Origin of the sequence: Collinsella sp. AM24-1 (assembly GCF_003470325.1) — a bacterium.
In the GTDB taxonomy this organism is placed as follows: Bacteria; Actinomycetota; Coriobacteriia; order Coriobacteriales; family Coriobacteriaceae; genus Collinsella.
Genome location: NZ_QRHM01000013.1, coordinates 16,316 through 28,546, shown reverse-complemented (window position 1 = coordinate 28,546; position 12,231 = coordinate 16,316). Strand labels below are relative to the sequence as shown.

Genomic DNA, 12,231 nt, shown 5'->3' with positions numbered 1-12,231 from the left:
GCAAACGCATGCACCTCCGCCCTTTTCGCATCAAACAATTACGCCGGTAAACCGGGCCGCAACGTCAGCGTTATCCACGCTGCGGACCTGCCGCCGCCACGAGCGGCTCTAGCCCCAGCTCGCGCGCGTAGTCTTCCTGCGTAAAGACTTCGACCAGTTCAAACGTATCGGCCGCATCGTCAAACGCAAAATGCAGCACTGAGCAGTTGCCCGGCACGCGTTCGCGCTCGTCGGCCGCCGCGCCCCGCACGTGGTCCAAAAACTCCTTGATGGCCGACCCGTGGCTCACCGCGAGCACGCACGTATGGTCCGGACGCTGCATAAGATCGGTCAGCGTCGCCACCATGCGCGTGCGCACCTGGATCTGGCCCTCGCCGCCAAACTGCCGATAGAAGTCGCGCCACGGGCGCTCGGGCATAAGCATCACGCGCTCGGCCTCAAAGTCGCCAAAGAACCACTCACGCAGGCCGTCCAGGCGCTCGTACGTCATGCCCGACCACAGGTTGGCGATGGTCTGTTCGGTGCGGTGCAGCGTAGAGGTGTAGGCGTGGTCGGGCTCAATGCCGCGCGCACGCAAGAACATGCCGGCACGCGCCGCCTGATCGCAGCCCAGCTGTGTGAGCGGCGAGTCACTCCACCCCTGAATGATACGCTTAAGGTTGAATATCGTCTGTCCATGACGGACCAGATACAGATCTTTATTCATAGGGGTCCTTTCGTTCGTTACCAACCCAAGAGCGAAAACGCCCCGTCGCAATAGCCAAAATGAAGCACGGCACCGTTGTCGGGTAGCTCTCCCCCGCCAGTCACATACTCAAGAAACTCCTGGCAGGCTGAGCCGTGGGAAACCGCCAGCACGCAGTCGTGCTGCGGCCTGGCCATGATGCGGGACAGCGCCGCGACCATGCGCGACTGAAGCTGCACTTCCGACTCGCCGCCAAAGGCCACCGGATAATCACCCCAGGGCTGCGGCGGCATCTCGCGATTTGATGTGCCCTCCAACGAGCCAAAATGCCACTCACGCAGGTCATCGACCAGCTCAATGGAACGGCCCTCGCCAACGATAAGCTCGGCCGTATGCCGCGCCCGGCCCAACGGCGAGGAATACACATGATCAAAGACCACGCCACGCGCCGCAAACGCCGTACGCGCCGTCAGCGCCTGCTCGCGCCCGCGCGTCGTAAGCGGCGAATCGTGCCAGCCCTGCAAAATGCTCTGCACATTGAGCTCAGTCTGCCCATGCCGCACCAAATACAGATCTGCCACACACCCTCCCCTCGTACCACCACAAAGGGGACAGGAGCCTTTGTGGTGATTTTGCCGCCGGATTGCACCGCGGCGACGCTCAACTACACCAGCACGTCGGCGAGCGAACGCTTGGGTACGTGGTGCACCCGCGCCTCGTCGCGCCAATAATTGATGGAGCCGTCGGGGTTGGAATCGATCGCATCGATCACCTGTGTCTCGGCCGGAACGCCAAACGCCATGATCAGCTTGAGCTCATACTTGTCGTTATCGAGCCCCATAGCATCGATCGCATGGGGCGTAAAGGCCTTGAACATGCAGGCTGCCACCTCGGGCGTGGCGCTGCGGGCGGCGAGCATCATCGTCTGCGCGGCAATGCCCGTGTCGACCTCGGTAATGGGAGCGGCAGGCTTGCCCGGAACGGCGCGCTCAGCCAGAATCGCGATGTAGCCGGTCGGGCGCTCGCCCTCAGCAGGACCCGGCCAATCCTTAAGTGCGCCGGCCCATGCGAGCTCGTCAAATACACGCGCGCAATCCTCGGCACCGCTCACCACATGAAGACGAAGACGCTGAGCGTTGGCGCCGCAGGGAGCCAGGTGCGCCAGTTCCGCCAACTCGAGCAAAAACTCGCGCGGCACGCGCATAGACTCGTCAAAGCGGCGGCACGTGCGGGCGCGGCGGACCAGCGCGTCAAACGTGTCCAGGCCGAGCTTTTCGCAACCTTGCTTTGCCATCGACTCAGCGCCTACCGGCGCCGCGGGAACTGTTTCGTTCATAGGAACCCCCAATTAAAGTCAATTGTTCTTAGGAAAATCTAACCTAAAACGTAGGCAATTTCACACAGCCGAACAATGTTCCACAGCTGTTGAATATCCCACATCCAAACGGGAACAAAGGTAACAATTCGGGAAGATGGGACGGCATTTCGCCCTCCCCGCCCCATGCAGCGGCGCCCTTGGGCGATACTGGTTGCAAGACATACGGCTTACGCCGCGCGGAAAGGAGACATCATGGGCATCTTTAAGAACGATGATAAGCAATCGAGCCAGTTTGGATTTGACGAGAAAAGCATGGCGGGCAAAGCCGTCAAGGCCGTACGCTGGATCTACGCCATCACGGGCGTCTTAGCACTCATTGCTGGTATCGCGCTGCTTTTTGCACCCGCCAAGTCCCTCGTCTTTTTGACGACCGTCCTGGGTTTTTACTTTGTAATCACTGCTGCCATCAGACTGTTCACTGCCATTTTTGAGCCGCTGCTGCCCACCGGCTGGCGCGTGACGAGCATCATCTCCAACCTACTCATTATCTTGGGCGGCGTCATAATCCTGCGCAACCAGGCCTTCTCGACCGCGACGCTCACCACGATGGTGGTTATCGTGGCCGGCTTTGGCTGGATTGTCGAAGGTGTCATGTCCATTCTGGAGTCCGAGCTTTCGTCCAACCGCGCCCTCGCCATCCTGAGCGGCGCACTTTCCATCATCGCCGGCATGTTCGTGTTTATCTATCCGCTGTGGTCGGCCAAGATGCTCGTCATCTTTAGCGGCGCCGCGCTGCTGGTGTTTGGCGTAACGCTGATTGTTCGCGCTATTCAATTTGGCAAACTGGTGCACTAGATGCCGCGAACGCTCTTTATTGATGCCGACGCCTGCCCGGTCACGCGCGAGTCGATTGACTGCGCGCGGCGGGCGGGCGTCGCCGTTGTTATCGCCGGCAACAGCACGCAAAACCTGGAACGGCACATTCGCCGCGACGACCCGCGCGATGCCGAGCACGCGCGACGCGGCTTTTGGGTCACGACGCTCGACGTGAGCGTGGGCGCCGACAGCGCCGACTTTGCCATTGTCGAACGCCTGCAGGCGGGCGACGTGGTCGTGACGCAGGACATTGGCTTGGCGAGCATGGTGCTCGGGCGCGATGCCGCCGCTATCGGTGTGCGCGGGCGCGTCTACGACAAAGCAACCATCGACATGCAGCTGTTTATTCGCCACGAGGAAAAGAAGGTGCGCCGCGCCGGCGGACGCACTCGCGGGCCGGCGGCATTTACCAGCGAAGACCGCGCCCGCTTTAAACGCAACCTCACCGAGTTGCTGCACTAACCAAGGTAGATTTTTGAGACATGCCTAAAATCTACCTTTTTGTTTTGAGCGGTGTGAGCGCTCGGAATCCATGGCTCAACAAAAAACGGGCTTCAAAATGCCATGCGTCGCCGCATTGCGCAGGCGCTGAGCATGGCTATTTGAAGCCCATTTTTTAGGCCTACTTAGAGGCCAACGGCGGAGAGGATGAGGCCCCAGCCAGCGCCGATGACGTACATCATGATCAGGAACACGGCATTTTCGCGGGCGCTGCGGTTGGTGCGGAACAGCACCAGATAACCCACGCCGGCGGAAATGAGCGTGCCGGCGAGCATCGGCGCCAGTTGCAGCGCGCCTTCCAGATACAGCTGTGTAATGACCACGCTCGCCGAGCAATTGGGAATCAGCCCGACAAGCGCCGAACCCAGGACAGCGAGTGTCTCGTTGCCGCGCAGGAACTGCTCGATCGCGGACTCGCCGAACGTCTCGAGCACGGCGACCAGAATCAGCGTCACCAGAAAAATGAATACCGAGACCTGCACGGTGTGCGAGATCGCACTGCGGATGATCGACAGGACAGGCGTCCCTTCGTGGGAGTGAGAGTGACCGTGACCATCATGGTGTTCATGTTCGCCCTCATGACCGTGATCGTGGCCATGTCCGTGTTCGTGCTCGTCTTCGTCTTCATCACATCCGCAATGGTCGCGCTCGCACAGCTCGTGGATGTGGTCGGCGCTCACGCCCGCCTCGGCCACCTCGTCGATGATGTCACCGCCGCTGCGGTCGTCGTGCGCGCAGTTCACGTGGGCCGGATTGGCCGCGGTTCCCAGCACGGTACGGCGAATCGCCGCGTGCGCGCGGGCGTTACGGCGCAGGCCGCGAATGGCAGCGTCCACGATAAAACCCGTGACCAGTGCGATCAGCGCTTTCGAAGCCAAAAGCATCGCCATAGTCTGCACGGGAACCTGCTCGGCAAGCAACAGCGGCAGCATCTCGTCGGAGGTCGAAAGGAACACCGCCACCAACGTGCCCAAGGTCACGACACGGCCGGCGTACAGCGTGGCCGCCATGGCCGAAAAGCCGCACTGCGGCACCATGCCCAGCAGCGAGCCAACCACGGGACCCGCAGCGCCGGCGCGCTTGATAGCGCCGTTGACGCGGTCGCCCGCAACGTGCTCAAGTGTCTCGAGAGCAAGATACGTCACCAACAAAAACGGCACCAGCGACAGCGTGTCCTTGCCGGCGTCGAGCAGAATATCAATCAGTAAATCCATGACGGATGGAACCTTTCGTGTCTTTCGGCAGCATTGTAAAAGTCCTAGCGGTCAACTAGGGTATTGTAGTTGTCCCGGGCGCGGTGCCAATAGTTGCCTATGGTAAACTATCATCTCGCCATAACTCAGTAACCTCGAGCCGCACAACGCGGCCCGTCCAAGGAGTAGCATATGAACGTATCGCAAGCACTCGAATACGAGCGCCAGCCGTTTATCCCCATGTTTATCTACGGCGACCACGGCGCCATGGAGTCCGAGCGCCAGAAGGGCGAGGAGGCCCTCAAGGTGCTCGAGACCGAGTACTTTACCGCCGAGGGCGACCCCGGCTTCGACTTTGCCACCGTGCGCGACCTGGCCGACCGCAACCGCGACCTGTGCGACCAGATTGGCGAGGCGCGTCTGCGCAACGTGACGCCCGCGACGCTCTCGCGCGGCCTGTCCGATGCCGACACCTGCGCCGCCATCGGCAAGATGCAAAAGCGCACCGCCGCGTCCGTTATGCGCGAAATCCGCGGCGACCGCGACGCGCTCGGCGTGGCCTACGCCCGCAAGCCCATCCAGGGCACCGTGCTCGGTATCGACATCGAGACCACCGGCCGTGCACCCGAGCGCGGCTATATCATCAACGTGGGCTGGGAGATCATGGAGCTCACCAGCGACGCCGTCCCGCATGACGCCGAGGCACACTACTGCGGCCTGCCCGACATCTACCGCGGCGAAGATGTGCCGCTGTCGAATATCCACCACATTACCTGGGACGACATCGACGGCAAAACGCCCTTCCGCGAGAACAAGGAGCTGCAAAAGCAGCTGCTCAAGCTTATGAAGAAGTACCCGTACATGGCGCATAACGCCGCCTTTGAGGACAGCTGGTTCAAGATCCACCTGGACGGCTACGCCGAGGCACGCCGCGCCGGCAAGATCATCGTCATCGACTCGCGCCAGATCTGCCGCAGCCTGGACGCCGACGTGCGCTCGCTCCCCCGCGAGTCCGCCCCAGCCGCGCTCGAGAACTGGGCGCGCCGCCGTGGAACCCTCGCCGCCGACGCCAACGAGCAGCACCTGGGCTTGGACGACACCGACCTCATGCTCCGCACCGTCCAAGCCGAGTTCAACCTCAAGAACCTATTCGCGAAATAACCGATCCATCTGCGGGAGCGCCTGCCAGGCACAGCGCAATCCGTCTGGGCACACCGGCACGCAGTAAACTAGGGCGCAGCCTTATGGCTGCACCCTAGTTTTCATCAAAACGAGCAAATACGCGTGCTTCACATAGTCGGCAGGTTGGCCCACCTACATTTTTCGAGTTGTTCGGCCAGCTGAACCACTAGTCAAGGCCCCTTGAACCGCAATCGAGCGCTATAGTCGCCCCAATTTCGCAACCAAGCCCTATAAATCTACCTGAATCAATTCGAATAGGACGTTGCGATCGCACCATTCGTATAGGATAAGGCCGAATAACTCAAATTATGTTGGTGAGGCATCTGAGCGGTCGGCAAAAACGCTTAGAAGCTACGAATCCGCAACTAAAGTTCACCAAAATGGGGCAGCCGACAGAAACCTCCCCAGCCGAAGCTGCCCCCCTCAATACGACAGCTCAAAAACCCACCGTTCGCAGAAGATAAGCCGCGCCCCAATACCGTTGCCCGAAGTTTCGAGCGTATATGGCGTCCGCTATGCCATCATGCGCGTATGGGAATCGTTCTGTCACATACCACGGCACGCGCTGTATACCAAACAGTCAACTCGCTCGCAAGCCACGCGACCGATCCCATATCTATGGAAAAGATCAAGGTGTCTGCGCCGACCACGTCCAACCTGGAAGCGGCGCGAGCATGGCTCAACAGAAAGAATGTCGATTCTGAAAGCATCCATGTGCTGACGTTTTCCAATAATGCCAAAAGGCACCGCAAGGGCTGCATCTGCCACTGCACGCGCTATACGTTTGATGCAGAAAGCTACCTAGAACTCGAGCCGAACGTCTACATCGTCGATATCAAGCTGTGCGCGTTAGAAGCAGCAGCCGACCTCAACCTTTCGGAGCTCGTTGAGTATTACTTTGAAATCTGCGGCTCCTACGCGCTTGGAACGTCCGACGAAACTCAATATCGCGAGCGCCCAGCCCTAACCAGCGTTGAAGAGCTCAGAGCCTTCTTTTCAGAGGCATCGGGGTATCGTGGATCTAATAAAGCACTTAAGGCACTTTCTTATGTACGCGAAGGCTGTCGCTCCCCACTCGAAACGGCGTTTGTCATGATGCTGACAATGCCCAAGTCAATGGGTGGCTTAGCCATACGCGCTATCAAAACGGACTATCCGATCCCAGTCCCCAAAAGATACGCCGCCCTAACGCGACGGACGGTTTTCTACCTCGACGCGCTGCTCGAAAATTCGATGACCGATATCGAATACAACGGCTTTTACCACGACGAGCCCGAACAGCAATCAATTGACGAGGAACGCCGAAACACGCTGCGAAACATGGGATATGCCGTTATCACAGTTAGTCGTCATTCGTTTTTCAAGCAGTCCGCTTTTAGGCGGGTCATGGAAGCGATTCGCATTCGCGAGAAGATATGGCCCGGTCGACTCCCGGATAACTTCGCCATCCTGCAAGAAACTCTTCGTCAATTTGTCTTGCGGCGCTACTTCGAATACGGTCGCCGCGTCCTGGAGACACTCAAAGAAGAAGAGGCCGCCAAGCGCGAAATTGCAAGCCAATATCCGCAAGCTGATGACCCGAGCATCAACGATGTGCCAGAACCCGACGACATGCAACACGTCGGGGCCCTTGCTGAGGAAATCAATGGGCCTTGGGAATGCGACATGTTCGCAAAAATCGATGGAAACCGCACGGAAGACGACACGATTATTGATCTAATTGAGAATTCGCTCTTCTAAAGGCGATCTCTGCGGATGTCCACCTACATTTTTCGACTTATTCGGCCACCGATGTGCCAGATTGGCTGCAGCAATGCTCAATATAACTTTAGATAAAACTGATTCTGCAGGAACTCCCGTAGAGGAAGAACTGATTCTCGCTGTATTTAACACGATAAAGTACAAATATGAACAGTCCTAAAGCTTCTCAAGGTGGCTTTCTTAGCATGCTGGCCGAACATCTCGAAATATGTTGGCGAGCATTGCGTCGATGTCTCCCAACCCGCAGAAAATCGCAGAGGCGGCAAGCAGTCATCGAAGTTAACGTAAATTGTATTGACATATGAACATGCGCTCATATAATCGGAAGTAATTTATATGAGCGCATGTTCATATGAAAGGATGTTGCAATGAGCAGCCACGCTGATGAAACAAAGACTGGCATCGAGGCCACCGAGCCGATCGTCCCCACCACCTGCTCGCCCGAGGACCTTCCCGACGAGGAGCTGTTGTACGACCTGGCCGACCTGTTCAAGGTCTTCAGCGACACCACACGCATCAAGATCCTCTATGCCCTCATGGGCCGCGAGCTCTGCGTGGCCGACATCGCCGAGGCGACCGCAACCTCGCAGTCGGCAGTATCGCACCAGCTGCGCACGCTTAAGCAGTCGCACCTGGTCAAGTTCCGCCGCGACGGCCGCAACATTCTCTACTCGCTCGCCGACGATCACGTCTACACCATGCTTAACCAGGGCATGAGCCATATCTGCGAATAGCAATCACCCACGGTATCAGCGCGGCCGGCACCCAGACCGCTAACACAGGGAAAGGAACCCACCATGAAAAAGCAGTTTAAGCTCGACGAGATCGATTGCGCCAACTGCGCGCGCGAGCTTCAGGACGAACTTGCCAAGCTCGAGGGCGTCAAGTCCGTTTCGGTCAACTTTATGACCCAGAAGCTGACGCTCGAGGCCGACGACGCCAAGTTCGACGAGGTCCTGGACCGCGTCGTTGAGTTCACCGCCGACGCCGAGCCGGACTGCGAGATCATTCTCTAACCCGCGCATACGTTGACCTGCGAGGCCGCGCTTGCCGCGGCCTTTGCTCGCGAAATTATATGAGCGAGTGTTCATAAACTCAAATGAGAGGTTTGAATCATGACAGCCGCCGATCCCAAAAAGAAAAAGAAGAAGCGCAAGAAGAAAGAGTCCCTTGAGCATAAGCGCAACCGCATCCTGGTAGCACTGGGCATTTTTGCCGTTGTTTATGCCCTCGACGAGCTCGGCGCCCTCACTATCGCATTTGGGGAGCCCGGCAACATCTACGCCAGCTTTGTGCTGTTCCTCGTGCCGTTTTTGATTGCCGGCTACGACGTACTGCAAAAGGCATTCAATAACATCCGCCGCGGCAAGGCCTTCGACGAGAGCTTCCTCATGGCCGTCGCGACCATCGGCGCGTTTGCCATGGTGCTCTTCCCCGACACCGACCCGCACATGGCCGAAGGCGCCGCTGTCATGCTGTTCTACCAGGTCGGCGAGTTGTTCCAGGCATACGCCGTGGGCAAGAGCCGCAAGTCGATCAGTGCCATGATGGACATCGCGCCCGACTACGCTAACGTCGAGCAAGCCGACGGCACACTCGAACAGGTCTTTCCCGATGACATCGCCGTCGGCACCGTGATCGTGGTCAAGCCCGGCGAGCGCGTGCCTATCGACGGCGTCATCGTCGAGGGCGAAACCCAGCTCGACACCGCCGCACTCACGGGCGAGTCGGTCCCCCGCCCGGCCAAGACCGGCGACGATATCATCAGCGGTTGCATCAACATGACGGGCCTCATCCACGTGCGCACCACCAAGCCCTTTGGCGAGTCAACCGTCGCGCGTGTTCTGGAGCTCGTGGAGAATGCCAGCGAAAAGAAGGCGCGCACCGAGAACTTCATCACGCGCTTTGCCCGCGTCTACACCCCCGCCGTCACTGGCGCTGCCGCGGTGCTCGCGCTTGGCGGCGGCCTGGTGACTGGCGCTTGGTCCGATTGGATCCTGCGCGGCCTGACCTTCCTGGTCGTCAGCTGCCCGTGCGCCCTCGTGATCAGCGTACCGTTGAGTTTCTTTGGCGGCATCGGCGGCGCGTCCAAGCTGGGCGTTCTCATCAAGGGCTCCAACTACCTCGAGACGCTCGCCGACGTGGACACCATCGTCTTCGACAAAACGGGCACCCTCACCAACGGCACGTTCTCAGTCGTCGCGGTGCACCCCGAGGCTGGCTATACCGAGCAGTCGCTGCTCGAAGTCGCAGCCCTTGCTGAGTCGTTCTCCGATCACCCCATCGCGCAGTCCGTGCGCGACGCCTACCAGGGCGAGGTCGACCCCAAGCGCGTGAGCGACTCCGCCAACGACGCGGGCCACGGCGTGACGGCAACCATCGACGGCAAGCACGTCGTCGTTGGCAACGCCAAGATGCTCGCCGCGGCCGGCGTTGAAGCACCGGACTGTGAGGTTGTCGGCACGATCCTCCACGTGCTCGTTGACGGCGTGTACGCCGGCCACATCGTGATTGCAGACACCGTTAAGGCCGATGCGGAGCAAACGATTCGCGACCTGCATGCCGCCGGTATCAACCGCACCGTCATGCTCACGGGCGACCGCGAGGAGGTTGCAGCGTCTGTGGCCAAGCAACTCGGTCTCGACGAGTTCCACGCGCAGCTCCTGCCGGGCGACAAGGTCGAGCGCGTTGAGGCACTACTCGCGGCCGAAAGTGGCAAGGGCAAGCTCGCCTTTGTCGGCGACGGTATCAACGACGCGCCTGTGCTTACGCGCGCCGATGTGGGCATTGCCATGGGCGCCATGGGCTCCGACGCCGCGATCGAGGCCGCCGACGTGGTGCTGATGGACGACAAGCCGTCCAACATTTCCCGCGCGATCCGCGTGGCGCGCAAGACCATGTCGATTGTTTGGCAGAACATAATCTTTGCGCTGGGCATTAAGCTGCTGATCCTTGTGCTGGCAGCGCTGGGTATCGCCAATATGTGGCTTGCCGTCTTTGGCGACGTAGGCGTGGCGATCATCGCCATCCTGAACGCCATGCGCGCGATGGGTGTCAAGAACCTGTAGCGCTCGTGGTCCCTCCGGCCGGGGCCGGGCTTGGTTTTGAAAACGTCCTCGCGCATGAGGCCCGTCTTTCTTGCTCCTGCGGAGCAACGGAAAGGCGGGCCTCGCGCTGCGGAGTGTTTTCAAAACCAAGCCCGGCCCCGGCCTGCATTGACACAGCTGGCGGTTCTTGGGCATCGCTTGCTGGCGGGGTTCCTTTGCTGAAATGGACTTGGCCGAAAGGGCCGCTGGTCCCGGTCGCTGGTTCGCGCTTTGCGTGAACTCCGCGCTACTGTTGGTCAGTTAGGCTTCTGTTGTTGGACCCGCTACATCTTCCCGTCTCAGCATCGATCTTAGCTTCTCGAAGCTCTCCTCGCTCAGGCAGTGCTCCATGTGGCAGCCCTCTTGCGACGCGACCTCGGGCGTTACGCCTGCGTCCTCTAGCAGACCTACAAAAAAGCAGTGGCGCTCCCACATTTGACGGGCAACCTCAAGACCGCGTTCCGTCAGATGCACGTCGCGTTTGCCCATCTCCACGTAGCCGGTGCTCTCCAAGGCCGCCATGGCTTTAGAGACGCTTGCTTTGGTTACGCCCAAGTATTCGGCAACGTCGATCGAGCGCACGATGCCCTGACGTTCCGATAGGACGTAGATCGATTCGAGATAGTCTTCTCCGGATTCACGTAGGGCCATGGGCCGCCTTTCGCGATGATTGCTAGTTAGCCTTTGGATACTTTTGCTTGATTTACTTTACCGCAAAAGTTGCCCATGTCTTACTACTTTGCCTAAAAGTTAGCCGTGTTTCACAAAACATGCGGGACGAAAACAAAATGGGGACGCCCCGCAAGGAGTGTCCCCAGCTGCCGGCAGAAAAGGAACGTCCCTAAGTGCCGGCCGCAGCTACAGTAGCCCAAAGTGCTTGGCGGCGTTGTAAATGCCGTCGTCGTCTACGGCGGTCGTAACGTAGGTCGCCGCGGCCTTCACGGTATCCTGCGCGTTGCCCATGGCCACACTTGTGCCCACGGCCGAGAACATCGACAGGTCGTTCTCGCCGTCGCCAAAGGCGATCGCCTCGCTCGCGTCGATACCCAAGCGCTCCAGCGTCGCCGCCACGCCCAGGTCCTTGCCGCCGTTAGCGGGAATAATATCGCAGAACAGATCGCACCAGCGCGTAGTGAGCGAATGCGACACGGAATCGGTCACGATATGCTCGTCGGCCGGATCAACAAAGGCGCAAAACTGGTAGACCGGCGCGTCAAAGGCGTGCTCAAACGGCTCCTCATGGTAGACAATCCCCGCGTTACTGCCAGCCGTCACCACGCGCTCGGACAGGCGGTTCACAAACGAATTCTCGCCCTGCATGCACAGCGAGTCGTAGCGCCCCTCGGCCACCTGGCCCACGATCACCGCAACGTCGTCCGGGTCAATCGGACAGCTGCGGTAAACCCCCTCGGCATCAAAGCAGTGCTGGCCCGAAAGCGTAATGTACGCATCCCAACCCAAGTCGAACAGCCAATCGGGCATCTGGTAGGTCGGGCGACCCGTAGCAATCACGCATGCGATCCCCTGCTCGTGAAAGCTATCGAGCACCCGCTGCGCCGACGCCGGAATCCGGTGCGTCTTAAAGCTCAGCAGCGTGCCGTCGATATCGAAAAACGCGGCTTTGATCAT

At 59.5% G+C, this 12,231-nt stretch carries 13 protein-coding genes; 7 read left to right on the top strand and 6 right to left on the bottom strand.

Annotated features, from left to right (window positions below; all coding sequences use genetic code 11):
• Window positions 1-70 precede the first annotated feature (70 nt).
• The 3 genes from DW661_RS06355 to DW661_RS06345 all read right to left on the bottom strand — a co-directional run bounded on the left by DW661_RS06355 (window position 71) and on the right by DW661_RS06345 (window position 2,021).
• The gene (locus DW661_RS06355; protein ID WP_117800477.1) at window positions 71-706 is read right to left on the bottom strand and encodes a histidine phosphatase family protein; all 636 of its coding nucleotides are present in this window, start codon (window positions 704-706) and stop codon (window positions 71-73) included.
• Window positions 707-723: 17 nt separating this feature from the next.
• Window positions 724-1,266, bottom strand: a complete 543-nt coding sequence (locus DW661_RS06350) for a histidine phosphatase family protein (RefSeq protein ID WP_117800476.1) — start codon at window positions 1,264-1,266, stop codon at window positions 724-726.
• Window positions 1,267-1,349: 83 nt separating this feature from the next.
• The gene (locus tag DW661_RS06345; RefSeq protein ID WP_199584859.1) at window positions 1,350-2,021 is read right to left on the bottom strand and encodes a nitroreductase family protein; all 672 of its coding nucleotides are present in this window, start codon (window positions 2,019-2,021) and stop codon (window positions 1,350-1,352) included.
• Between the two features lie 234 nt (window positions 2,022-2,255).
• Between DW661_RS06345 and DW661_RS06340 the strand changes: the two genes are divergently transcribed.
• Window positions 2,256-2,858 (top strand): HdeD family acid-resistance protein, encoded by a 603-nt coding sequence (locus DW661_RS06340; protein WP_118935061.1) that lies wholly within the window; start codon window positions 2,256-2,258, stop codon window positions 2,856-2,858.
• The gene (locus DW661_RS06335) at window positions 2,859-3,341 is read left to right on the top strand and encodes a DUF188 domain-containing protein (RefSeq protein ID WP_055252057.1); all 483 of its coding nucleotides are present in this window, start codon (window positions 2,859-2,861) and stop codon (window positions 3,339-3,341) included.
• 164 nt (window positions 3,342-3,505) lie between these two features.
• On the opposite strand, the gene DW661_RS06330 is transcribed toward DW661_RS06335, so the two are convergent.
• On the bottom strand, window positions 3,506-4,594 hold the full coding sequence (locus tag DW661_RS06330) for a putative manganese transporter (RefSeq protein WP_117800473.1): 1,089 nt from the start codon (window positions 4,592-4,594) through the stop codon (window positions 3,506-3,508).
• Window positions 4,595-4,765: 171 nt separating this feature from the next.
• On the opposite strand from DW661_RS06330, the gene DW661_RS06325 reads away from it, so the two are divergent.
• From DW661_RS06325 to DW661_RS06305, 5 genes are all read left to right on the top strand, one after another.
• Entirely contained in the window at window positions 4,766-5,734 is a 969-nt protein-coding gene (locus DW661_RS06325; RefSeq protein ID WP_118935060.1) for a 3'-5' exonuclease, read from the top strand.
• 639 nt (window positions 5,735-6,373) lie between these two features.
• Window positions 6,374-7,495: a hypothetical protein gene (locus DW661_RS06320; protein WP_118377124.1), complete on the top strand. Its 1,122-nt coding sequence runs from the start codon at window positions 6,374-6,376 to the stop codon at window positions 7,493-7,495.
• Window positions 7,496-7,884: 389 nt separating this feature from the next.
• Complete coding sequence (locus tag DW661_RS06315; protein WP_055252065.1) at window positions 7,885-8,250, top strand: helix-turn-helix transcriptional regulator; 366 nt, start codon at window positions 7,885-7,887, stop codon at window positions 8,248-8,250.
• 63 nt (window positions 8,251-8,313) lie between these two features.
• The gene (locus tag DW661_RS06310) at window positions 8,314-8,532 is read left to right on the top strand and encodes a cation transporter (protein WP_089572082.1); all 219 of its coding nucleotides are present in this window, start codon (window positions 8,314-8,316) and stop codon (window positions 8,530-8,532) included.
• Between the two features lie 99 nt (window positions 8,533-8,631).
• Window positions 8,632-10,584, top strand: coding sequence for a heavy metal translocating P-type ATPase (locus DW661_RS06305; protein ID WP_187361843.1), 1,953 nt, complete (start codon window positions 8,632-8,634; stop codon window positions 10,582-10,584).
• A 279-nt stretch (window positions 10,585-10,863) separates the two neighbouring features.
• On the opposite strand, the gene DW661_RS06300 is transcribed toward DW661_RS06305, so the two are convergent.
• Window positions 10,864-11,253, bottom strand: coding sequence for a metal-dependent transcriptional regulator (locus tag DW661_RS06300; RefSeq protein ID WP_055252669.1), 390 nt, complete (start codon window positions 11,251-11,253; stop codon window positions 10,864-10,866).
• Window positions 11,254-11,460: 207 nt separating this feature from the next.
• On the bottom strand, window positions 11,461-12,231 hold the full coding sequence (locus DW661_RS06295) for a Cof-type HAD-IIB family hydrolase (protein ID WP_118935059.1): 771 nt from the start codon (window positions 12,229-12,231) through the stop codon (window positions 11,461-11,463).

Coding starts and splice junctions, on each gene's coding strand:
- DW661_RS06355 (WP_117800477.1), bottom strand. CDS start 706: ATGAATAAAGATCTGTATCTGGTCCGTCATGGACAGACGATATTCAAC.
- DW661_RS06300 (WP_055252669.1), bottom strand. CDS start 11,253: ATGGCCCTACGTGAATCCGGAGAAGACTATCTCGAATCGATCTACGTC.
- DW661_RS06330 (WP_117800473.1), bottom strand. CDS start 4,594: ATGGATTTACTGATTGATATTCTGCTCGACGCCGGCAAGGACACGCTG.
- DW661_RS06340 (WP_118935061.1), top strand. CDS start 2,256: ATGGGCATCTTTAAGAACGATGATAAGCAATCGAGCCAGTTTGGATTT.
- DW661_RS06325 (WP_118935060.1), top strand. CDS start 4,766: ATGAACGTATCGCAAGCACTCGAATACGAGCGCCAGCCGTTTATCCCC.
- DW661_RS06345 (WP_199584859.1), bottom strand. CDS start 2,021: ATGAACGAAACAGTTCCCGCGGCGCCGGTAGGCGCTGAGTCGATGGCA.
- DW661_RS06310 (WP_089572082.1), top strand. CDS start 8,314: ATGAAAAAGCAGTTTAAGCTCGACGAGATCGATTGCGCCAACTGCGCG.
- DW661_RS06295 (WP_118935059.1), bottom strand. CDS start 12,231: ATGATCAAAGCCGCGTTTTTCGATATCGACGGCACGCTGCTGAGCTTT.
- DW661_RS06315 (WP_055252065.1), top strand. CDS start 7,885: ATGAGCAGCCACGCTGATGAAACAAAGACTGGCATCGAGGCCACCGAG.
- DW661_RS06335 (WP_055252057.1), top strand. CDS start 2,859: ATGCCGCGAACGCTCTTTATTGATGCCGACGCCTGCCCGGTCACGCGC.
- DW661_RS06320 (WP_118377124.1), top strand. CDS start 6,374: ATGGAAAAGATCAAGGTGTCTGCGCCGACCACGTCCAACCTGGAAGCG.
- DW661_RS06305 (WP_187361843.1), top strand. CDS start 8,632: ATGACAGCCGCCGATCCCAAAAAGAAAAAGAAGAAGCGCAAGAAGAAA.